The organism is Methylobacterium sp. WSM2598, assembly GCF_000379105.1.
Classification (GTDB): domain Bacteria; phylum Pseudomonadota; class Alphaproteobacteria; order Rhizobiales; family Beijerinckiaceae; genus Methylobacterium.
The window spans coordinates 3,290,365-3,311,488 of the sequence record NZ_KB900609.1; the positions used below are offsets into that span (position 1 = coordinate 3,290,365).

The window sequence follows — 21,124 nt, forward strand, 5'->3', positions numbered from 1 at the left end:
CCGCGGCTCCCCTGCCCCACATTGGGCGGATGCGACCGCCGGAGGACTCGTCATGCGCGACATCATGGGCCTGATGAAGCAGGCCCAGGCCATGCAGCAGAAGATGGCCGACCTGCAGAACGAACTCGACGCGGTCGAGGTCTCGGGCGCGGCCGGCGGCGGGGCCGTCACGGTGACGATGACCGCCAAGGGCGTCATGAAGGGCGTGACCCTCGACCCCTCGCTCCTGGTGCGGGAGGACAAGGAGATCCTGGAGGACCTGATCGTGGCGGCGGTGAACGACGCCCGCGCCAAGGGCGAGCGCGCCGCCCAGGAGCGGATGCAGGAACTCACCAAGGGCCTGCCGCTCCCGCCCGGCATGAAGCTGCCGTTCTGATTCCGGCGAGGGCGGGCTCCGGACCGTCGCTCGCAGCCTCGCGGCGCTCCTCGCGCCGGGCGGGTCCCCCGCGCGTCGGCGACGCGGCCCGTTCCCGTCGAAACCCGTGCGGGCCCGGGGAGCCCGCGCCCAGCGTCCAGGGATGGTCCATGCCGCAAGCCGTCGCCGGTCCGGAGATCGAGCGCCTGATCCAGCTCCTGGCCCGCATGCCCGGCCTCGGCCCGCGCTCCGCGCGGCGGGCCGCCCTGCAGCTGATCAAGAAGCGCGACACCCTGCTCGGCCCCCTCGCCGAGGCGATGCGGGTCGCCTCCGAGCGCATCGTCACCTGCCGCGAATGCGGCAACGTCGACACCTGCGACCCCTGCACGATCTGCCGCGACCACGGCCGCGATCCCTCGATGCTCGTCGTGGTCGAGGACGTCTCGGATCTCTGGGCGCTGGAACGCTCGGGCGCGGTCACGGCCCGCTACCACGTGCTCGGCGGCATCCTCTCGGCCCTCGACGGCATCCGCCCGGAGAACCTCAACCTCGCGCGGCTCGTCGAGCGGGCGAGCGTGCCGGAGATGCGCGAGATCATCCTCGCCCTCAGCGCCACGGTGGACGGGCAGACCACCGCCCACTACGTCACCGAACTCCTGGCGCACCTGCCCGTGAAGGTCACGAAGCTCGCCCACGGCGTGCCGGTCGGCGGCGAACTGGACTATCTCGACGAGGGCACGCTCTCCGCGGCGATCCGTCAGCGCACCGCCTTCTGAGGGCCGTCGCGCGGATTTGACCCGGGCAGCCCGAATCCCTATCTCGACGGGACATGCGCGGCGCCCGTCGGCGCCCTGACCCGGTTTACCCCATGACCATCCGCCCCCTCGTCATCCTTCCGGACGCGCGCCTGCGCGTGACCTCCTCACCGGTCGGCACGATCACGGGCGAGGTGCGCAAGCTCGCGGCCGACATGCTGGAGACGATGTACGACGCCCCGGGCGTCGGCCTCGCGGCGATCCAGGTCGGCGAGCCGACCCGCATCGTGACCATCGATACCTCCAAGGACAAGGAGGCGCGCACCCCCCTCGTGCTGATCGACCCGGAGATCGTCTGGTCCTCCGAGGAGACCCGCGCCTACGAGGAGGGCTGCCTGTCGATCCCCGAATACTACGCCGAGGTGGTGCGGCCCGACCGGGTGCGGGTCCGCTTCCGCACCCTCGACGGCGAGACCGTGGAGCAGGAGGCGGACGGGCTCCTCGCCACCTGCCTCCAGCACGAGCTCGACCACCTCAACGGGGTGCTCTTCATCGACCACATCTCGAAGCTGAAGCGCGACCGGGTGATGAAGAAATTCGCCAAGGCGGCCAAGCGCGGCCAGGAAGCGGCCTGACGCGGTCGCCGGCATGTCCCTCAAGGTCGTCTTCATGGGCACCCCGGACTTCGCGGTGCCGACGCTCGCCGAGATCGTGGGGGGCGGGCACGAGGTCGTGGCGGTCTACACGCGCGCGCCGGCTCCGGCCGGCCGCGGCATGGCGCTCAGGCCCTCGCCCGTCCAGGCCCTCGCCGAGCGCTTCGGCCTGCCCGTGCTGACGCCCTCGACCCTGCGCGGCCCCGAGGCCGCCGAGACCTTCCGGGCCCACGGGGCGGACGTCGCCGTGGTGGTCGCCTACGGGATGATCCTGCCGCCGGCGATCCTGGACGCGCCGCCCCTCGGCTGCCTCAACCTCCACGCCTCAATCCTGCCGCGCTGGCGCGGCGCGGCGCCGATCCAGCGGGCCGTGATGGCGGGCGACGCGGAGACCGGCGTCGCCGTGATGCGCATGGAGCCGGGCCTCGATACCGGCCCGGTCGCCATGCTGGAGCGCGTCGCCATCTCCCCCGAAATGACCGCGGGCGACCTCCACGACCGGCTGATGCCGCTCGGCGCCGACCTGATGCACCGGGCGCTCGGGGCGCTCGAGCGCGGCGGACTCACCTTCACGCCCCAGCCCGCCGAGGGCGTCGTCTACGCGCACAAGATCACCAACGAGGAGGCGCGGCTCGACTGGACCGCGCCGGCCGCCCGCCTGCACGACCGGGTCCGCGGGCTCTCGCCCTTCCCGGGCGCCTTCTTCCTCGCCGATCTCGGGCGCGGGCCGGAGCGCGTGAAGGTGCTGCGCGCGCGCAGCGCCGAGGGTTCGGGGGCGCCGGGCACGCTGCTCGACGAGGCCGGCACGGTCGCCTGCGGCGAGGGCGCGCTGCGGCTCCTGCGGGTGCAGCCCGCCGGCAAGGCGGCGATGGAGGCGGCCGACTTCCTGCGCGGCCGGCGCCTGGAGCCGGGCACCCGCCTCGCCTGATCCGATGCCCCGCTACAAGCTCGTGGTCGAGTACGACGGCAGCGGCTTCGCCGGCTGGCAGCGCCAAGCCGCCGACCGGACGGTGCAGCAGGCCCTGGAGGAGGCGATCGCGCGCTTCGCCGGCGCGCCGGTGCGGGTGCATTGCGCGGGCCGCACCGATGCGGGCGTGCACGCCACCCACCAGGTCGTCCACCTCGACCTCGACCGCGATTGGCGCACCGACACGGTGCGCGACGCGTCCAACGCCCATCTGCGGCCGGAGCCGGTCGCGGTCGTGAGCGCGGAGCGGGTGCGCCCCGACTTCGACGCCCGCCACTCGGCGCTGAGGCGCCACTACCGCTACCGGATCCTGAACCGCCGCAGCCCGCCGGCCCTCGGCCGGGCCTATCTCTGGCACGTGCCCTGGGCCCTGGACGCGCACGCCATGCACGCGGCGGCGCAGACCCTGCTCGGCCGGCACGATTTCTCCGCCTTCCGGGCCGCCGAGTGCCAGGCGAACAGCCCGGTGCGCACCCTCGACCAGCTCGACGTGGCGCGGATCGGCGACGAGATCCTGGTCGCCACCTCGGCCCGCTCCTTCCTGCATCACCAGGTGCGCGGGATGGTCGGCACCCTGATGCTGGCCGGGTGCGGCCGGCTCGACGCCGCCGGGGTGCGGGCCGTGCTCGACTCCCGGGATCGGACCCGCTGCGGCCCGCTCGCCCCGGCCGCCGGCCTGACCCTGACCGGCGTCGACTACCCGGAGCCCGGCCCGTAGCGGCGGCCGGTCCGCCTCGGGTCATACGACATCCGGTTGATGGCTTCGCATCTCCCATTTCGGCCATGCGGATGTCGGCTTCGCTCAGGCGCCGCGCGGGCTTGGGATCCGGGATCCGCTTCGATCAAGCCGATCCCGGATCAGGCGTGCGCGTAGGCGAGGTCGTAGACCTCGCCCGTCTCGGCCTCCCAGGCCACCAGCGGATCGGCCACCTTGCGCACCAGGCAGCCGCTGAGCAGGTAGGTCATGCTGAGGCTCATCCGGTAGAAATGCGCGTTGCCGGCTTGGTGCGGGACGATGCTGCCCGGGTGCTTGTACTGCGCCTCCAGCATCTCGAACCCCGTGTGCCGGTTGAACACGCCCCGCCACGCCTCCTTGGAGTAGCGCCAGAAATCCCACGGCTCCTCGTGCAGCGGCCAGGCGCCGTGCGAGATGATCAGGGCGAGGCCGCCGGGCCTCATGACCTTGTTCATCTCGAGGGCGACCTTCCAGGGCATCAGGATGTGCTCGAAGACCGCGATCGAGAACACGAAGTCGAAGGGCCCCTCGACGCAGCGGGAGAGGTGGTGCGCGTCCCCGACCACGTCGACGTTCGGACCCGCGGTGATGTCGAGCCCGACATACGCGATGTCCTGCGGGAAGGCGTCGCGGTAGACCGTCCCGCTGCGCGCCCGGCTGCCGATCTCCAGGAACCGGCCCTTGCGGGAGGCGACCTCGGCGCGGAAGCGGTCCTGCATCGCGTCGAAGGCCGCGTCGCCCGACCAGGGGAAGTGCGTGGCCGGATTGTCGTAGGACACCCCCGGACTGACCTCGAAGCGCAGCTTCTCCCCGTCGATCTGGTCGGTCGGCAGCAGCCCGACCGCGACGAAGCCCCACATCAGCGCGTCCGGTCCGAAGATCGGCACGAGATCGGGACGCGCCACCCGGCCGACCTGCAGGGCGACGTCGCGGCCCTCGTAGCGCAGGCTCGGCGCGAGGGCGTTCGCCCAGCCCTCGATGTACACGGCGCGGTGCAGGATCTGGACCTTGTCGAGGAAGCCGTGGTGAGGCGCCGGCGCACGCTTTCGGAACAACATCGCAACGTCTCGCGAGAGTCGGCGAGCGCCGTGCCGCGGCGCGGGGCGGACCTCCCCGCATCCCGACCGCGGCGCCGGCGCGCCGATGCCGTGGCATAGCGCCGAGGACCCCGCGCCGGCAATCGCCCGGCGGGACGCGTCGGCGGCCCGTTAAATCAGGGCGTGCGCGCCGCTCGCCACCGCCGCCACCGCCGCCGCGCAGGCCAGGCTGGTGAGGGCCGCCGCCGGCCCGGTCAGGCCGAGGGTCAGGCGCACGGCCGTGGCGTGCAGGCGCAGCAGGATCACCGCGAAGGCGCCGGATTGGAGCGTCGCCAAGCCCGGGGTCGAGAGCCCGAGCGCCAGCAGGAGCGCGGGCAGGGACAGGACCAGGAAGGCCAGGACCAGGATCCAGTTCGTCACGACCACGAAGGGCACGTAGAGGGCGGTCAGTCCCAGGCGCCGCGCCGGCACGATCATGCCGAGCGGCACCGCCAGGAAACAGGCGACCACGCCGCCCATCACGGCCAGCGTCACGTGGTCGGGCCGCAGCAGCGGCGCCCGCGCGAGGTCGACCGGTCCGCGCTCCAGGGCCAGCGCGACCACGGCGGCCGGCGCCGTCAGGGCCATCGCGCCGAAGGAGCGCCAGAAGCCGCGCTCGCTCAGGTCGAACCGCCGCAGGGCCCCCGGGTGCCGGTCGAGGAGCTCCGCCGTCCCCCGCAGCGATCGTCCGATCTCGTCCGCGCTCACCAGCATGGTGCGCCCCGCCAATCCGCACCGCGCGAGATTCAACTTTCGTCTAATACGGGTCAAGCCCGTTCGGCGGGCTGCGGGCTGGCCGGAAAATAGGCATTCAGGATGCGGCGGAAGATGGCGGTGAGGCGATCGAGATCCGCCACCGCGACGCGCTCGTCGACCTGGTGCATGGTCTGGCCGACGAGGCCGAACTCGATCACCGGGCAGGCCTCCTTGATGAAGCGCGCGTCCGAGGTTCCCCCCGTGGTGGAGAGGACCGGGCGGCGCCCGGTCTCGGCCTCGATCGCGGCGGTGACGAGGTCCACGAAGGCGTCGGGCTGGGTCAGGAAGGCGACCGCGTTGGTCGGCTGCACGTCGAGGCGGTAGCGCACCGCGTTCCCGGCCGCCGCGTCGAGGCGCCGCCGCAGCTCGGCCTCGAGGCTGGCCGGATTCCAGAGGTCGTTGAAGCGGATGTTGAGCGCGGCGCGGGCCTGCGCCGGGATGACGTTCGAGGCCGGGTTGCCGACGTCGATCGTGGTGAATTCGAGGTTGGAGGCGTCGAAATGCGCCGTGCCCTCGTCGAGGGGGGCGGCGAGGAGCGCGCCCGCGAGGCGGATCAGGCCCGGGATCGGGTTCTCGGCCCGGTGCGGATAGGCGACGTGGCCCTGCGCGCCCAGCACGGTGAGCGTGGCGGTGAGGGAGCCGCGCCGGCCGATCTTGATCATGTCGCCGAGCGCGTCGGGGTTGGTCGGCTCGGCCAGGATGCAATGGTCGAAGCGCTCGCCCCGCGCCCGCGCCCAGGCGAGGAGCTTCACGGTCCCGTTCACCGCCGGCCCCTCCTCGTCGCCGGTGACCAGGAAGGCGATCGAGCCGCCGAAGGCCGGCCCGCGCTCGGCCAGGAAGGCCAGGGACGCGGCGGCGAGGCAGGCGATGCCGCCCTTCATGTCGACGGCGCCGCGGCCGTGGAGCTCGCCGCCCTCGACGACGCCCGCGAAGGGATCGTGGCGCCACAGGGCGGGCTCCCCGGGCGGCACGACGTCGGTATGCCCGGCCAGCAGCAGGCAGGGCCCGTCCGCGCCGATGCGGGCGTAGAGGTTCTCGACGTCGGGCGTGCCGGGCGCGGAGAAGACCGGGCGCTCGACCGAGAAGCCCGCCGCCGCCAGCAGCCCGGCGAGGTAGGCGAGGGCGCCGCCCTCCTCGGGCGTGACGGAGGGGCAGCGGATCAGGCCCTGGGCGAGGGCGAGCGGTGAGGGTGTCGTCGGCACGGGCGGCCCCGTCGGTGGCGAAGGCCGCCCCTTAAGCGGCGCGGGACCGGGATGCAAACGCGGACCTTCCGGGGCGGCCGGCATGGGGTTAGTGCTCGGGAGAGAGCCGGTGCGGGTCCGGCCGAGGGACGGCCCGGGAGCGACGCGCGCAGATGACCAGCCTCAGCCCCGACGAGATCGAGCGCTACGCGCGCCACATCGTGCTGCGCGACGTCGGCGGGCCGGGCCAGGCGCGGCTGAAGGCCGCGCGGGTGCTGGTGGTCGGCGCGGGTGGGCTCGGCGCGCCGCTGATCCAGTACCTCGCCGCGGCCGGCCTCGGCACGATTGGGATCGTGGACGACGACGCGGTGTCGCTCTCCAACCTGCAGCGGCAGGTGATCCACGGCACGCCCGACCTCGGGCGCCCGAAAGTCGAGAGCGCCGCCGCTGCGGTGGCGCGCCTCAACCCGCACGTGCGGGTCGAGACGCATGCGACGCGGCTGAGCACCGACAATTCCGATCGCCTCGTCGGCGCCTACGACCTCGTGGCGGACGGGTCGGACAATTTCGCGACCCGCTACGCGGTCTCGGACGCCTGTTTCCGCCAGGGGAAGCCCCTCGTCACGGCGGCGCTCGGGCAGTTCGACGGGTCGCTCACCACGATCCGGGCCCACGAGACCGGGCCGGACGGGCGCCCGAACCCGACCTATCGCTGCCTCTTCCCCGAGCCGCCGCCCGCGGGCGCGGTGCCGACCTGCGCCGAGGCCGGCGTGATCGGGGCGCTCGCCGGGCTGATGGGCTCGATGATGGCGCTCGAGGTGATCCGGGAGGTGACGGGCTTCGGCGAGGGGCTGGTCGGGCGCCTGCTCATGGTCGATGCCCGCTCGCTGCGCTTCGAGACCCTGTCCTACGCCTACGACCCGGACAACCCGCTCAGCGGAACGGCGGCTCGTCGAAGCTCCTGAGCTTGCGCGAGTGGAGCCGGCCGCGGTCGCGGCGCAGCAGGTCGAGGGTGGCGAGGCCGATCAGCAGGTGCTCGCCCACCGCCCGCTCGTAGAAGGCGTTGGCGGCCCCCGGGAGCTTGATCTCCCCGTGGAGCGGCTTGTCGGAGATGCAGAGCAGCGTCCCGTAGGGCACGCGCAGCCGGTAGCCCTGGGCCGCGATGGTGCCGCTCTCCATGTCGACGCCGATCGCCCGCGAGAGGTTGATGCGCCGCCGCTCCTGCGACCAGCGCAACTCCCAGTTCCGGTCGTCGTAGGTCACGACGGTGCCGGTGCGCAGCCGGCGCTTGAGCGCCTCGACGCGCTCGCCGGTCACGGCGGCGGCGGCCTCCTGGAGCGCCACCTGCACCTCCGCCAGGGCCGGGATCGGCACGTCCGGCGGCACGAGCTCGTCGAGGATGCGGTCGCGGCGCAGGTAGCCGTGCGCCAGCACGTAGTCGCCGATGGTCTGCGACTGCCGCAACCCGCCGCAATGGCCGACCATGAGCCAGCAATGCGGGCGCAGGACGGCGAGGTGGTCGGTGATGGTCTTCGCGTTCGAGGGACCGACCCCGATATTGACGAGCGTGGTGCCCTGCCCGTCGCGGGCCACGAGATGGTAGGCGGGCATCTGGAACCGGTGCCAGGGGGAGGCCGCGATGAGCGCGCCCGGATCGGCCTCCCTCGCCTCCTCGGCGGTGACCGACACGCCCCCGGGCAGGACCAGCCGCTCGTAGCGCTCGGGCGCCTCGGCGAGCGTGCGCAGCCCGACGCGGACGAACTGATCGACGTAGCGGTGGTAGTTGGTGAGGAGGATCCAGGGCTGGATCGCCCGCCAATCCGCCCCGGTATAGTGGACGAGGCGCCGCAGCGAGTAGTCGACGCGCGGCCCGTCGAACAGAGCCAGCGGCCGCGGCTCGTCGCCGGCCTCCAGCCAGAGCCCGTCCGCGATCTCGTCGCCGACCGTGGAGAGCATCGGGGTCGGGAAGGCGCGGGCGAGCTCGCTCGAGGTCTGCTCGCCCCGGCTCAGCTCGGCCCCGGGCTCGACGACGTACGGGTAGGGGATCTCCTGGGCGCTCAGGCCGACCTCGATCGTGGCGCCGTAATCGGCCACGAGGGGGCGCAGCTGCTCCAGCAGGTAGGCGCGGAAATGGGCGGGCTGCGTCACCGTGGTGGCGTAGATGCCCGGCCCCTGAAACTTGGCGGTGGCCCGCTTGATCCGCGGCATCGGGCCGGTCGGCCGGTAGGTCAGGCGCAGTTCCGGGTAGCGGAAGCTCAGGCGCTCGGCGGCGTGGGGCGGCACCCCGTCCTTCAGGAAGCGCCCGAGGGCGGCCTTGAGGCTCTCCACCGCGGAGGCGTGCAGGGCGGCGAGGCGGTCGACGGCCGTTTCCGGCTCGGCCACCGTCTCCATCGGTCTCAGTTCGTCGGCGAACACGATCGTGCGGCCCTCCGCTGCGCAGGCCGGGCGGCCTCCGGGGGGCCCGGGGCCGCCGGTCCCCGCCCCCGTGTTGCGGCAGCCCCGGCCCGAAGGCAAGGCCGCCCGGTGGCCGGAAGGCGGTCGTCGGAGGCCCACGCCGAAAAACCCGGCGAGGCGAGCCTCCCGGGTGCCCTGCGAAGGCGGGCGATCAGGCGTCCACGCCCGGCGCGGCCGGCATCCGCGCTCGGCGCGGCCAAGCGCCCGCGCTCGGCCAAGCGCCCGCGCTCAGCGCGGCGCCAGGATCATGATCATCTGGCGGCCTTCGAGTTGCGGCTCGCTCTCGACCTTGGCGATCTCCTGCGTCTCCGCCTTGACGCGTTCGAGCAGGCGCAGGCCGAGATCCTGGTGCGCCATCTCGCGCCCGCGGAACCGCAGCGTCACCTTGACCTTGTCGCCTTCCTCGAAGAACCGTTGCACGGCCTTCATCTTGACGTCGTAGTCGTGCTTGTCGATGCCGGGCCGGAGCTTGATCTCCTTGACCTCGACCGTCTTCTGACGCTTGCGCGCCTCGGCCTGCTTCTTCTGTTCGTTGAAGCGGTAGCGGCCATAGTCGAGGAGCTTGCAGACCGGCGGGGTGGAGTTCGGGGCGATCTCGACGAGGTCGAGCCCCGCTTCCTCCGCGACCTGCAGCGCGTCGAAGAAGCCCATGACTCCGCGATTCTGTCCGGTCTCGTCGATGAGCTGAACTTCACGAACGCCGCGGATGTCCCGGTTGGCGCGCGGCCCGTCCTTCTGCGGGGCCGGCATGGCTCTCATAGGTCTGCGAATGGCTGGTATCTCCTCATTGCTGCCGCGGTCGGCTCGCCGGCCCGCCCCTGACATCCAGGGGAGACGGTGGGGCGAGGCGCGGACACACTCGTGTGAACTGCGGCACCTTGGCTAAACCGCGCGAGATGTCAACTCGCCGGAAGGGAACTTGGTTGCGATCCGGTGATTCCGAAGCATCGTCGGTCCGAGGAAGCCGCGGTCGATCCGTCCTCCGGCCTAGACCGGGGCCTCCGGCGCGGCCAGGAGAGCGGCATAGACTTCCAGCGTGGCGGCGGTCATGCGCTCGAGCGAGAAATTCTGCTCCACGTGGCGGCGGGCGCGGCGGGCGAGCGCGTCGCGGGCGCTGGCGCCGAGCTGGAGCATCTCGGCGATCGCCTCCGCGAGGGGCTCCACCTCCCCGGCCGGCACGCGCCAGCCGGTCCGCTCGGCGGCGGCGACTTCGGGCGGCGCCAGCACGGTCTCGCGCACCGCGCCGAGATCCGAGACCACCACCGGCGTGCCGATCGCCTGGGCCTCGACGGCGGCGCGGCCGAAGGCCTCGGGCGCCGTCGAGGGCACCGCCACCACGGAGGCCGCCCGCAACGCCGCCGGCATGTCGGCGCAGTGGCCGACCCGCCGGACGACGCTGCCGAGGTTGTGCGCGGCGACGAGCGCGTCGAGTTCGCGCTCGTAGGCGGCCCGGCCCTGCGCGTCGCCCGCCAGGACCACGGCGAAGTCCCTCATGCCCCTGGCGCGCAGGGCGGCCGCCGCCTCGATCAGGACGCGCTGGCCCTTCCAGGCGGTGAGCCGGGCGGCCAGCAGCACGATCCGCTCGTGCGGGGCGACGCCCCAGGCCCGGCGCAGGGCCTCGACCCGCCCGGGTCCGACCTGCGCCGCCGAGAAGGCCGCGAGGTCGGTGCCGCGGTGGATCACCCGGATCCGCTCCGGGCGCGCCTGCGGATGCGCCGAGCGGATCAGCTCCGCCGTGTAGTGCGAGTTGGCGATGACGGCGTCGCCGCGGGCCATCACCGAGTTGTAGAATTGCTTGACCGGCGTGCGGCCCGAGTAGCTGCCGTGATAGGTCGTGACCAGCGGCAGGCCGAGTCGCCGCCGGGCGCCGAGGGCGACCCAGGCCGGGGCGCGGGAGCGGGCATGGACGATGCGCACGCCCTCGGCCCGGCAGAGCCGGACGAGGCGCCCGACATTCACCGCCATCGCGAAGGGGTTCTTGGTGCGGGCCGGGAACGGCACCCAGATCCCGCCCTTCGCCTGCAGCTCCCCGACGAGCCGCCCGCCCTCGGTGGCGACCAGCGCCCGCGCGCCGATCGCCGCCAGGGCCGCCGCCACGTCGACCGTGGTGCGCTCCGCGCCCCCGGCGTCGAGTTCGGGGATGATCTGCAGGATGGTCGCCCCCGCGAGCGGGTGCTGCGTGGAGGCCCGGAAGGAGGCGGCCTGGCTCGGCGGCGCGGGGCTCCAGGTCCTGGCTCGCGATCCTCCGATGTCCGCCTCCCTGTGCGCGGCCGTTGCGCCCATTCGCGCTCCCTGATCTAGAGGTTCGGTCACGCCGAGCATGGTCCGAGACCTTCTCCCGATCGTATTTCGGATCTGTAAACGCTCGCCCCCGGAGAGACCGCCCCGCGATGACCCTTCCCTCCCCCGCCGCCACCCTGATCCCGGTCGTTCGGAACGGCGCCACCCGCCAGATCGCGACGATCCCGCGCGACGGCAAGGGGCCGCCGGTCGTCTGGCTCGGCGGGTTCCGCTCCGACATGCGGGCCACCAAGGCCGAGGCGATCGACGCCTGGGCGGCGCGGACGGGCCGGGCCTTCCTGCGGTTCGATTACGGCGGCCACGGGGAATCGGAAGGGGATTTCGCCGCCTTCACCATCTCCGACTGGCTCGCCGACGCGGAGGCGGCGATCGCCCGCTTCGCGCCCGAGCGGCCGATCCTGGTCGGCTCCTCGATGGGCGGCTGGGTCGCGCTGCTCGCGGCGAGGCGGGTCCGGCCGGCCGGGCTCGTGCTGATCGCGCCGGCGACCGACTTCACCGAGGCGCTGATCTGGGAGCGGCTGCCGGAGGAGATCCGCGCGCGGATCACGCGCGAGGGCGTGTGGCGGCGCGACTCCGCCTACTCGCCCGAGCCGACGCCGGTGACCCGCGCCCTGATCGAGGATGGCCGCCGCCACCTGCTGCTCGGCGGCCCGATCGACCCGGGCTGCCCGGTCCACATCCTGCAGGGCATGGCCGACCCGGACGTCCCCTGGGCGCACGCGATGCGGCTCGTGGAGGCGCTGCCGGAGCGGGGCGTGGTGCTGACCCTCATCAAGGAGGGCGACCACAGGCTCTCCGACCCGGCGAGCCTCGCGCGGCTGATCGCGGCGGTGGAGGGGATCGCCTGAGGGCAGGCGGCGCTCCGGGACCGGGAGGCCGGTCCCGGGAGCCGCCGGCCGGCCCGCCGCTCAGTGCACGCTCACCGCCTGGAGGTCGTGCGCCCAGGCATTGGCGATCGCGGCGTCGCGGCTGTCGGTGAGCAGGATCGGCGCCCCGCTCGCGGACAGGAGCGCGAACAGGTTCAGGCCGGGGGTGAGGTCGGGCGCCTGGGGAAACAGGCGCTTCACGTCGTCGGCGGTCATCGGCCGCACGTAGGCGACGTGGCCCTCGCCGAGGGCGGCGAGCGCGGTGGGATCGATGGTCGGGTTCCGGTCGGTCATGGTTCGCCCTCCTTCGGGACGTGGCAGAGCGTGGGGTTCGGCGCGGGCCCCGCGGCGGCCCGGCGACCAGGGGTGAGGACGCGGCTCACTCAACGTCGCGCGAGGCGATGTCGATCCGTCGCACGATCCGCTCCGGCTCCGGCCGGACGAGATCGATCGAGAGCAGCCCGTTCGACAGGTCCGCGCCCAGCACCTCCATGCCGTCGGCGAGGAGGAAGGCGCGCTGGAACTGCCGCGCGGCGATGCCGCGATGCAGGAAGGTGCGGCTCTTGTCGTCGGTCTGGCGACCGCGGACGATGAGCTGGCTCTCCTCCAGCGTCACGTCGAGCTGGTCGCGCGTGAAGCCCGCCACCGCGAGGGTGATGCGCAGGCGCTCCGGCTGCCGCTCGGTGCGGGCGAGCCGCTCGATGTTGTAGGGCGGGTACCCGTCGTTGGCGGCCTTGGCGACGCGGTCGAGCGCCTGCTCGATCTCGTCGAAGCCGAGGAGAAACGGGTGCCCGAAGGGCGAGGGACGCGACATGGACGAACGAAGCCCTTCTGCGACGAGGCACTTCGAGACGTGAGCCCGCGGATGCAGCGCTCAGGCGACCGGCGGGACCCCGCCGGCCGCCTCAATATGGCGGGGGGCCCCGGCCCCATCAAGGGGCGTGGGCAAGGGGCGCGGGCAAGGGGCGCGGGCAAGGGGCGCGGGCAAGGGGCGCGGGCGCCCCCGAGCGCGGCAGTATCGCGGCGGCCACGCGGCTCGGAATCCGCCATTCCCTCCGCCACGATCAATCGCGAAAGGCTGGCGAGCGCGCCGTGGGCAAGCTACCGCTCTGCCGAACTGATCCGGTCGCAGTCGATCCACGATCGCGGCGGTCCAACTCCCGGTTAGATCTCCGATGCGCCGCCTGTCCTGGCTCACCGCCCTGCTCGCCAGCGCCGCTCTCGGCTCGGGTGCCGCTGCCCAGTCCGTCGCGACGCCGGCCATGCAGCCCTCGCCGACCCTGCCCGAGGGCGCGGGCGGCGACCCGCAGACGTCGGTGGCCCAGCCCGAGACCTCGTCCAAGCCCTCGGCCAACGTCACGACCTCGATCCAGGGGCTGCTCGGACCCGCCGCCGATCCGGGCGGGATCCGCAGCTTCCTCGCCAAGCGCGGCATCGAGTACAGCCTCACCTATGTCGGAGAGGTGCTGGGCAACCTCTCGGGCGGGATCAAGCGCGGGGCGATCTACGAGGGCCGCCTCGATCTCCAGGTCGACGCCGACCTGGAGACGCTCGCGGGCTGGAAGGGCGCCGCCTTCCACACCAACTTCTACCAGATCCACGGCACCGGCCTGTCCCGCTACTACGTCGGCAACCTCGACGTGGTCAGCGGCATCGAGGCGCTGCCCTCCTCGCGCCTCTACGAACTCTGGATCGAGCAGAAGCTGTTCGACGATCAGTTGGGCCTCAAGGTCGGCCAGATCGCCGCCGACACGGAGTTCCTGGTCAGCCAGACCGCGACCCTGTTCGTCAACTCGACCTATGGCTGGCCGGACATCACCGGCGTCAACCTGCCGAGCGGCGGGCCGGCCTACCCGCTGGCGACCCCCGCGGTGCGGGCGAAATACACGCCGAACAAGAACTTCTCGCTTCAGGTCGGCCTCTTCGACGGCGACCCGGCCGGCCCGGCCCGGCCCGGCCTCGACCCCGACCCGCAGCGGCGCAACCGGTACGGCACGAATTTCCGCCTCGGCGACCCGCCGCTCCTGATCGCCGAGGCGGCCTACGCCTACAACCTCGACAGCCGCCATCGCGGGCGCCCGGTCATCGACGAGCCCGGCACGGTCACGCTGGGCGGTTGGTACCATTTCGGCCGCTTCAACAGCCCGCGCTTCGACGATTCGGGCCGGCCCCTCGCCGACCCCTCGACGACCGGCATCGCCCGGCGCTTCCGCGGCAATGACGGCATCTACGGCATCATCGACCAGACGCTGTTCCGCGAGCCCGACAAGAACGACGAGGGCGCCAGCGCCTTCGTGCGCGTCTCCGGCTCGCCCGGCGACCGCAACCTCGTCGACTTCTACGTCGATGCCGGCATCGCCTATAAGGGCCTGCTGCCGGGCCGCTCCGACGACACGGTCGGCCTCAGCATGTCCTATTCGCGGATCTCGCAGTCGATCCGCGGCCTCGACCTCGACACGATCCTGGCGACCGGCGTCGCGCGGCCGGTGCGCGCCTTCGAGGCACAGCTCGAACTGACCTACCAGGCGCTGATCGCGCCCGGCATCACCGTGCAGCCGGACTTCCAGTACGTCTTCCACCCGGGCGGCAACGGCGTGAACCCGCGCTCGCCCACCGGCGAGCGGCTGCGCAACGCGGCGATCCTGGGGATCCGCTCGACGATCCGCTACTGAGCGGCGGGGCGCGGCTCGGCCCGGCCCGGCAGGGGCAGGCGGACGAGCTTCTGGCTGATGCGGTCGCGCAGGTCGGCCGGGAGTTCGAGATCCACCCCCCGCCAGGTGAAGCCGCGCAGGCGCAGCCGCAGCCGGTACTGGCTCGCCCGCGGCCGGTCGGGCGGGAAGCTGAACACGACGCCGCGGAAGCCCCGCATCTCGGCGGTGCGCGCGAGGGCGAGGAGGTCCGAGACGCGCCGCCCGGGCAGGCCGCGATCCTGCGATCCCCGGCCCGGCCCCGCCGCCCCGTCCGGACGGGCGATGCCGAGGCGCTCGGGCCAGCCGTCATCGAGCAGGTCCATCAGCATCTCGGGCGTCACCAGGCTGCCGACCACGGGCTCGACCAGCCCCGCCACCGCGTCGGTGAGCATCTGGCGGTCGCGGGGCGAGAGGTCGGGGCGGGCCTCGATCGCCTCCAGGGCGGCGGCCGTCGCCTGCCGGCTGAGGGACAGGCGCAGGGTGCGGAAATTCACCCGCTGGGTCACCGCCGGGAGGTCGTTGGTCCGCACCGCCTCGCTCAGCCGGTAGAGCGCCAGGTAGGGCGAGAGCGAGTAGCCCAGCCAGAGCAGCACGAGGGCGAGGAACAGGCACCACCAGCGCATGGGGTCAGTCCGCCGCCGGCCGGGGCAGCGGGGCCGGAACCCGCCTCATGCCGGGCGCGCGAAGGGTGCGAAGGCGGCGATCACCTGCTGGTAGACCGGCCGCTTGAACGGGATGATCAGCTCCGCGAGGTTGGCGAGGGGTTCCCAGCGCCACGCGTCGAACTCGGCCTTGTGGGCGCCGCCGCCCGGGCGGAGGATGTCGATCTCGCTGTCGGCCCCCTCGAAGGCGAAGGCGAACCACTTCTGGGTCTGACCCCGGTAGCGCCCCTTCCAGAGCTGGCCGGCCGCGACGCTCGGCAGGTCGTAGCTGTACCAGCCGGGCGCCTCGGCCAGGAGACGCACGGAATCCGGCCGCACGCTCGTCTCCTCGTAGAGCTCGCGCAGGGCCGCCTCCTCGGGGGTCTCGCCCGGGTCGATGCCGCCCTGCGGCATCTGCCAGCTATGGGCGGGCGCCTCGGCCACCAGCCCGGCCTCCCTGGCCCGCCGCCCGGCGAAGACGAGGCCGTCGCGGTTGAACAGGGCGATGCCGACGCAGGGCCGGTAGGGAAGATCGGCCAGGGCGGAGCCGGCCGGTCGGGTGTCGCGGTCTGCCATCGGGGCCTGCACGGGCTCGCTTCGGAATCCTGGCGCCCTTGTGCGAGAGAAGTCGCGGCGCCACAAGGCTGCGGGGCGCGTCTGGCGACGCGGGGGCGCGTCTGGCGACGCGGGGGCGCGTCTACCGACGCGGGGGCGCGTCTACCGACGCGGGGGCGCGTCTACCGACGCGGGGGCGCGTCTACCGACGCGGGGGCGCGTCTACCGACGCGCCCGGAGGGCGCGGCTCGCCGGGACGAGCAGGATGCCCCGCGCCTCCAGGTCGCGGCTCCAGCGGGCGATCCGGTCGATGGTGAGCGGCAGCGCCATGGCCGAACCCATCGCGAAGCCCTTGCGCCGCGCCGTCTCCTCCAGCCGGGCGAGTTCGCGGTCGACCGCGTCGGGGAGCGGCGCCGCGTCCACGACCACGTCGGCGCGGGCCACCGGCGCGCGGGCGCGCCGGCCGATGTCGAGCGCGAGCGAGCGCGGCGAGGTGCCGTCGTCGACCAAGCCGAGGCCGCGGGCCCCGATCTCGCGCAGGATCGGGTCGAGGGCCCCGGCCTCGGCGGTGAGCCGCGCCCCCATGTAGTTCACCACCCCGATCGCGCCCGGGATGCGGGAGAGCACGAAGCCGAGGCGGTCCGCGTTCTCGGCGGGCTTGGCGCCCGCGAGCAGCGTCTGCGGCCCGGGATCGTTGTCCGGGTAGTCGAAGGGCTCCATCGGGGCCTGCACCATCACCTCGTGGCCGGCCTCGCGGGCGCGGGCCGCCTGCCGGCCCACGTCGGCGCCGTAGGGGGCGAAGGCGAGGGTGACGGCGGGCGGCAGCCGGGTCACCGCGTCCTGCGTCACCGCCGCCCCGATCCCGAGGCCGGTCACCACCAGGGCGATCCGGCCGGCCGGCGCCGCGCCGCTCGGCAGGGCGGGCGCCTCCGGCCGGGCGTAGACGTCGAGGGCGCGGGCGCCGTCCGGCCCGAGGCGCGGCAGCAGCCCGTAGCGGCCCTTCTCGGAGAGGGCCGGATCGGGCGCGGGGGCGAGGCGGATCTCGGTCGGCCCCGGCACGCGGATCACCACCGAATCCGGCACGGCACTGCCCTCCGGCCGCAGCACCGCCACGCCCGAGGCGCGCTCGACCTCGCTCGCGCTGCGGCTCCCGGCCTCCGCCGGGGCGGGCGGGCGCGGGCTCGGCGGGCCGGGCGGGGCCTCGCGCCGGGTGATCGTCACCAGGGCGTGCGGCTCGCCGCCGAGGGGATCCTCCGTCAGGGCGACGAACCCGGCGACGGCCCCGACCAGGACGGCCGCCGCGGCCGACAGGATCGCCCGCAGCGGGATGGCGGCCCGCAGGCGCGCGAGGCGGGAGGGGGTCTCGTCCCGCATCCCGAGGGGTCGGGTGAGGGCATCGTTGGCGAGGATCACGGCGGCGCATCCGGCTCTCGGACCGGCCGCAGACGACAAGGCCCGCAGCGACGGTCGCCTGACCGCCATTGCGGGCCCTCGTGGTTAACGCTGCCCTAACGGCCGGCGAGAAGACCGCCGGCCGGTTCGGGACGCCCCGGTCAGTTCGGGACGCCGTTCTTGGCGGTGTTGGCGGCGCCCTTCTGCACGCCGTGCAGCAGGTCGACCGCGGCGGTGAGCTGCTTATCCTTGGCCGGATCCGGCGGGACGTAGGCCGAGGAGCCACCGCGCTCCTCCTGGTCCTTCTGCTTGAGGTGGCCCTTCAGGCCGGCCTCGCCCTTGGTCTCGTCCTTGCCCTTCAGGTCGTCGGGCACCTCCTGCAGCACCTCCTGGTCGGGCTCGATGCCCTTGGCCTGGATCGAGCGGCCGGACGGCGTGTAGTAGCGCGCCGTGGTCAGGCGCAGGGCGCCGTTCCCGCCGAGCGGGATGATCGACTGCACCGAGCCCTTGCCGAAGGAGCGCGTGCCGAGCACGGTCGCGCGCTTGTGGTCCTGCAGGGCGCCGGCGACGATCTCGGAGGCCGAGGCCGAGCCGCCGTTGACCAGCACCACGATCGGCTTGCCCTTGGTCAGGTCGCCGGACTTGGCCGAGAAGCGCTGCGTCTCGTCCGGGTTGCGGCCGCGGGTGGAGACGATCTCGCCGCGGTCGAGGAACGCGTCCGAGACCATCACGGCCTGATCGAGCAGGCCGCCCGGGTTGTTGCGCAGGTCGAGGACGTAGCCCTTGAGCTTGTCGCTCGGCACGTCGGTGGAGATCTTGTCGATCGCCGCCTTCAGCCCGTCGAAGGTCTGCTCGTTGAACTGGGTCAGCCGGATGTAGCCGACGTCGCCGCCCTCGACCCGCGAGCGCACCGGCTTGATGCGGATGAGGTCGCGGTTCAGCGTGATCTCGAGCGGCTCCTTGACCTCCTTGCGGGTGACCTTGAGCTTCACCGGCGAGTTGACCGGGCCGCGCATCTTCTCGACGGCCTGGTTGAGGGTCAGGCCCTGGACCTGCTCGTTGTCGATCTGGGTGATGATGTCGTTGGCGAGCAGGCCGGCGCGGGCGGCGGGCGTGTCGTCGATCGGCGTGACGACCTTGATGAGGCCGTCCTCCATCGTCACCTCGATCCCGAGGCCGCCGAACTCGCCGCGGGTCTGCACCTGCATGTCGCGGAAGCTCTTCGCATCCATGTAGCTCGAATGCGGGTCGAGCGAGGTCAGCATGCCGTTGACGGCCGCCTCGATCAGCTTCGATTCCTCGGGCTTCTCGACGTAGTCGGTGCGAATCTTCTCGAAGACGTCGCCGAACAGGCTGAGCTGACGGTACGTTTCGGCGGAGGCCGCTACCGCGCTGGTGCCCGAGAGGAAGTGGGTCTGGGTCGCCACCGTGGCGGTCCCGGCGCCCAGGATCGCACCCAACAGGACGAGGGAAACTTTGCGCATTATCCGCGGACCTTCTCGCTTGCCGCCTTCGCCCACCATGGCTCCGGGTCGATGGAGCTACCGTCTTTTCTGAACTCGACGTACAGGACGGGATCGTTCCGCCCGCCGCCTCCCGCCGAAGGCGCCAAGCCCGAGTCCCCCATCGCGGCGACCGGCTCTCCGGCGAGCACGAACTGACCGACGTCCACGTTGATCTGATCCATGCCCGCCAGAAGGAGATAGTAGCCGTCGCCCGCGTTGATGATCAAGAGACGTCCATAGCTCCGGAAAGGCCCCGCATAGGCGACCCACCCGTCGGCCGGGGATGACACGACGGCGCGGGGACGGGTCGCGAGCGAAATGCCGCGCGTCGTTCCGCCGTTTCCGTCGGCCGCCCCGAAGGCCTTGACCACCTCCCCGGTCGCCGGTCGGGGGACGACCCCCCTCACCTGGGAGAAAGGCAGCTTCGGTGCCAACCGGACCGGGTCGCGCAGGGCCGCGGCGGCGAAGCGCTCGCGGGTCTCGCGGCTCTCCGCCTCCGCGGCCCGGCGGGCGGCCGAGATCTCGCCGTCGAGCTTGTCGACGAGGTCCTTGAGGCTGCGCGCCTGGCCGGCGAGCCCGGCGGCGCGCTCCCGCTCGCCCGCGAGCCCGGTCTCGGCCTCGCCGAGGCGGGTCTGGCGGGCGGCGACGAGGGCGTCGAGGCGCTGGCGCTCCCCCGCCCAGCCGGCGAGGTCCCTGCGCAGGCTCTCCCGGTCGGCCGCGATCAGGCCGCGCAGGCGCTCGAGTTCGGCGAGGTCGCCCGCGAGCGTCTCGGCCTCGCCCTGCAATTCGGGCACGACGGCGCCGAGCAGCATCGAGGTGCGGATCGCCGCCAGCATGTCCTCGGGCTGGACCAGCACGGCGGGGGGCGGGCGCCGCCCCATCCGCTGGAGCGCCGCCAGCACCTCGGCGATGACGCCGCGGCGCGCCTCGAGGGAGCGCCGGATCGCCGTCTGGCTCGCCGTCATGGTCTCCAGGCGCGTCTCCAGGACGCCGATGCGCTCCTCGGCCTCCTGCGCCCGGCGGGTTCCGTCGAGGAGCGCTTGGCTCAGGCGCGCGCGGTCGCCCTTCAGCTCCTCCACCTCCTTCTCGAGGCGGCCGCGGGCCTCCGCGCTCGCCGCCAGCGCCGCCTCCAGGGCCTTGAGGCTCTGGGCCTTCTGCTCCTTCTCGGCCTGGGCCTGGTCGATCGGGTCGGGCCGGACGGAGGCGCGCTCCTGCGCGGCGGCACCGGCGCAGGCGAGCAGGAAGCCGAGGAGCGGGAGGGGGCGGATCACGGGGCGCCGCGGTGATAGGGGTGGCCGGCCAGGATGGTCATGACGCGATATAGTTGCTCAAGCACCAACACCCTGACCAGGCCGTGCGGGAGCGTGGCGGCCCCGAAGGCGAAGACGAGGTCGGCCCGGTGCCGCACGCTCTCGCACAGCCCGTCGGCCCCGCCAATCACGATCGTGAGACCGGGCCGGCCGCCGTCGCGCCACGCGGCCACCTGCTCGGCCAGCCCGGCGCTCGTCACCGCCCTGCCGCCCTCGTCCATCACGATGACGGCGCTCCCGGCCGGCAGGCAGGCGAGGATCGCCGCGCCCTCCTCGGCGCAGCGGTCCGGGGCGCGGCGGGCGCGGCTCTCCGGCAATTCGGTGAGCTGGACCGCGGACAGGCCGAGGCCCCGCGCCAGCGCGTCGGCCCGCGCGCGGTAGCCCTCGGCGAGGTCCCGCTCCGGGCCGCGCTTCAGGCGGCCGACGGCCACGAGGGCGAGGCGCACCCCTGCGCCGCCCGCACCGGGTCAGCCGGCCAGGCGGTCGCCCGGCCGGTCGGCCCCCCACATCTTCTCCAGATTGTAGAAGTGGCGGACCTCGGGCCGGAAGATGTGCACCAGGAGATCGCCGGCATCGATCAGCACCCAGTCGCAGGCCGGCAGGCCCTCGATGCGGGCGTTGCCGTGGCCGGAGGCCTTCAGCTCCTGCACCAGCTTCTCGGCGATGGAGCCGACGTGGCGGTGCGAGCGGCCGGAGGTGATGATCATCGCGTCGGCGATCGAGGTCTTGCCGGCAAGGTCGATCTCGACCGTGTCCTCGGCCTTCATGTCCTCAAGGCAGCGCCGGGCGATCGCCAGGAGCCCGTCGGGCCGATCCTCGGCCGCCGGCGGCACCGCCTCGGGCCGAGCAGGAAGCTCGTGGATGTGAGCCTCGCGGGAAAGTGGTTGGTTCAGTGCCGACCCCTGTCGTTCGCGCCACACGGCGCCGTTGC

At 73.3% G+C, this 21,124-nt stretch carries 23 protein-coding genes; 8 read left to right on the plus strand and 15 right to left on the minus strand.

The window, feature by feature from the left end:
* Positions 1-52 precede the first annotated feature (52 nt).
* The 5 genes from MET2598_RS0115565 to truA all read left to right on the plus strand — a co-directional run bounded on the left by MET2598_RS0115565 (position 53) and on the right by truA (position 3,448).
* A complete protein-coding gene (locus MET2598_RS0115565) occupies positions 53-376 on the plus strand; it encodes a YbaB/EbfC family nucleoid-associated protein (RefSeq protein WP_012333982.1) in 324 nt (107 codons plus the stop codon).
* Positions 377-525: 149 nt separating this feature from the next.
* Positions 526-1,131, plus strand: coding sequence for a recombination mediator RecR (gene recR / locus MET2598_RS0115570; protein WP_012333981.1), 606 nt, complete (start codon positions 526-528; stop codon positions 1,129-1,131).
* Between the two features lie 92 nt (positions 1,132-1,223).
* Positions 1,224-1,745 carry a peptide deformylase gene (gene def / locus MET2598_RS0115575; protein ID WP_012333980.1) on the plus strand — a complete coding sequence of 174 codons (522 nt, stop codon included), beginning with the start codon at positions 1,224-1,226 and terminating at the stop codon, positions 1,743-1,745.
* 13 nt (positions 1,746-1,758) lie between these two features.
* Complete coding sequence (gene fmt / locus MET2598_RS0115580) at positions 1,759-2,691, plus strand: methionyl-tRNA formyltransferase (protein ID WP_012333979.1); 933 nt, start codon at positions 1,759-1,761, stop codon at positions 2,689-2,691.
* 4 nt (positions 2,692-2,695) lie between these two features.
* Positions 2,696-3,448: a tRNA pseudouridine(38-40) synthase TruA gene (gene truA, locus MET2598_RS0115585; protein ID WP_018261474.1), complete on the plus strand. Its 753-nt coding sequence runs from the start codon at positions 2,696-2,698 to the stop codon at positions 3,446-3,448.
* A gap of 140 nt (positions 3,449-3,588) precedes the next feature.
* On the opposite strand, the gene MET2598_RS0115590 is transcribed toward truA, so the two are convergent.
* From MET2598_RS0115590 to dapE, 3 genes are all read right to left on the minus strand, one after another.
* On the minus strand, positions 3,589-4,524 hold the full coding sequence (locus tag MET2598_RS0115590) for a class I SAM-dependent methyltransferase (protein WP_018261475.1): 936 nt from the start codon (positions 4,522-4,524) through the stop codon (positions 3,589-3,591).
* A gap of 150 nt (positions 4,525-4,674) precedes the next feature.
* A complete protein-coding gene (locus MET2598_RS0115595; RefSeq protein ID WP_012333976.1) occupies positions 4,675-5,256 on the minus strand; it encodes a hypothetical protein in 582 nt (193 codons plus the stop codon).
* Between the two features lie 53 nt (positions 5,257-5,309).
* The gene (gene dapE, locus MET2598_RS0115600) at positions 5,310-6,500 is read right to left on the minus strand and encodes a succinyl-diaminopimelate desuccinylase (protein ID WP_018261476.1); all 1,191 of its coding nucleotides are present in this window, start codon (positions 6,498-6,500) and stop codon (positions 5,310-5,312) included.
* Between the two features lie 152 nt (positions 6,501-6,652).
* Between dapE and MET2598_RS0115605 the strand changes: the two genes are divergently transcribed.
* Positions 6,653-7,444 (plus strand): HesA/MoeB/ThiF family protein, encoded by a 792-nt coding sequence (locus MET2598_RS0115605; protein WP_012333974.1) that lies wholly within the window; start codon positions 6,653-6,655, stop codon positions 7,442-7,444.
* On the opposite strand, the gene MET2598_RS0115610 is transcribed toward MET2598_RS0115605, so the two are convergent.
* From MET2598_RS0115610 to MET2598_RS0115620, 3 genes are all read right to left on the minus strand, one after another.
* The gene (locus MET2598_RS0115610; RefSeq protein WP_012333973.1) at positions 7,413-8,894 is read right to left on the minus strand and encodes an AMP nucleosidase; all 1,482 of its coding nucleotides are present in this window, start codon (positions 8,892-8,894) and stop codon (positions 7,413-7,415) included. The two genes, MET2598_RS0115605 and MET2598_RS0115610, sit on opposite strands and share 32 nt — an antisense overlap.
* A gap of 267 nt (positions 8,895-9,161) precedes the next feature.
* Positions 9,162-9,683 carry a translation initiation factor IF-3 gene (gene infC / locus MET2598_RS0115615; RefSeq protein WP_012333972.1) on the minus strand — a complete coding sequence of 174 codons (522 nt, stop codon included), beginning with the start codon at positions 9,681-9,683 and terminating at the stop codon, positions 9,162-9,164.
* A 237-nt stretch (positions 9,684-9,920) separates the two neighbouring features.
* On the minus strand, positions 9,921-11,216 hold the full coding sequence (locus MET2598_RS0115620) for a glycosyltransferase family 4 protein (RefSeq protein WP_012333971.1): 1,296 nt from the start codon (positions 11,214-11,216) through the stop codon (positions 9,921-9,923).
* Between the two features lie 107 nt (positions 11,217-11,323).
* Between MET2598_RS0115620 and MET2598_RS0115625 the strand changes: the two genes are divergently transcribed.
* Positions 11,324-12,082, plus strand: coding sequence for an alpha/beta hydrolase (locus MET2598_RS0115625; RefSeq protein ID WP_018261478.1), 759 nt, complete (start codon positions 11,324-11,326; stop codon positions 12,080-12,082).
* A 60-nt stretch (positions 12,083-12,142) separates the two neighbouring features.
* Here MET2598_RS0115625 and MET2598_RS0115630 read toward each other — a convergent pair whose 3' ends face one another.
* Positions 12,143-12,394, minus strand: a complete 252-nt coding sequence (locus MET2598_RS0115630; RefSeq protein ID WP_012333969.1) for a DUF1150 family protein — start codon at positions 12,392-12,394, stop codon at positions 12,143-12,145.
* Between the two features lie 85 nt (positions 12,395-12,479).
* Entirely contained in the window at positions 12,480-12,914 is a 435-nt protein-coding gene (locus MET2598_RS0115635) for an Hsp20 family protein (RefSeq protein WP_012333968.1), read from the minus strand.
* A 361-nt stretch (positions 12,915-13,275) separates the two neighbouring features.
* On the opposite strand from MET2598_RS0115635, the gene MET2598_RS0115640 reads away from it, so the two are divergent.
* Complete coding sequence (locus MET2598_RS0115640; RefSeq protein WP_018261479.1) at positions 13,276-14,772, plus strand: carbohydrate porin; 1,497 nt, start codon at positions 13,276-13,278, stop codon at positions 14,770-14,772.
* On the opposite strand, the gene MET2598_RS0115645 is transcribed toward MET2598_RS0115640, so the two are convergent.
* The 7 genes from MET2598_RS0115645 to rsfS all read right to left on the minus strand — a co-directional run bounded on the left by MET2598_RS0115645 (position 14,766) and on the right by rsfS (position 21,026).
* Entirely contained in the window at positions 14,766-15,413 is a 648-nt protein-coding gene (locus MET2598_RS0115645; protein WP_018261480.1) for a DUF2939 domain-containing protein, read from the minus strand. The genes MET2598_RS0115640 and MET2598_RS0115645 overlap by 7 nt on opposite strands.
* 45 nt (positions 15,414-15,458) lie before the next feature.
* A complete protein-coding gene (locus tag MET2598_RS0115650; RefSeq protein ID WP_018261481.1) occupies positions 15,459-16,007 on the minus strand; it encodes an RNA pyrophosphohydrolase in 549 nt (182 codons plus the stop codon).
* A 201-nt stretch (positions 16,008-16,208) separates the two neighbouring features.
* Positions 16,209-17,399 (minus strand): divergent polysaccharide deacetylase family protein, encoded by a 1,191-nt coding sequence (locus MET2598_RS0115655; protein ID WP_018261482.1) that lies wholly within the window; start codon positions 17,397-17,399, stop codon positions 16,209-16,211.
* 140 nt (positions 17,400-17,539) lie between these two features.
* The gene (locus MET2598_RS0115660; RefSeq protein WP_026190749.1) at positions 17,540-18,862 is read right to left on the minus strand and encodes a S41 family peptidase; all 1,323 of its coding nucleotides are present in this window, start codon (positions 18,860-18,862) and stop codon (positions 17,540-17,542) included.
* On the minus strand, positions 18,862-20,154 hold the full coding sequence (locus MET2598_RS0115665) for a murein hydrolase activator EnvC family protein (protein WP_012333962.1): 1,293 nt from the start codon (positions 20,152-20,154) through the stop codon (positions 18,862-18,864). Before MET2598_RS0115665 ends, MET2598_RS0115660 begins: the two co-directional genes overlap by 1 nt.
* Positions 20,151-20,639, minus strand: coding sequence for a 23S rRNA (pseudouridine(1915)-N(3))-methyltransferase RlmH (rlmH, locus tag MET2598_RS0115670; RefSeq protein ID WP_012333961.1), 489 nt, complete (start codon positions 20,637-20,639; stop codon positions 20,151-20,153). Before rlmH ends, MET2598_RS0115665 begins: the two co-directional genes overlap by 4 nt.
* A 21-nt stretch (positions 20,640-20,660) precedes the next feature.
* Positions 20,661-21,026 (minus strand): ribosome silencing factor, encoded by a 366-nt coding sequence (gene rsfS, locus MET2598_RS0115675; RefSeq protein WP_012333960.1) that lies wholly within the window; start codon positions 21,024-21,026, stop codon positions 20,661-20,663.
* Positions 21,027-21,124 lie beyond the last annotated feature (98 nt).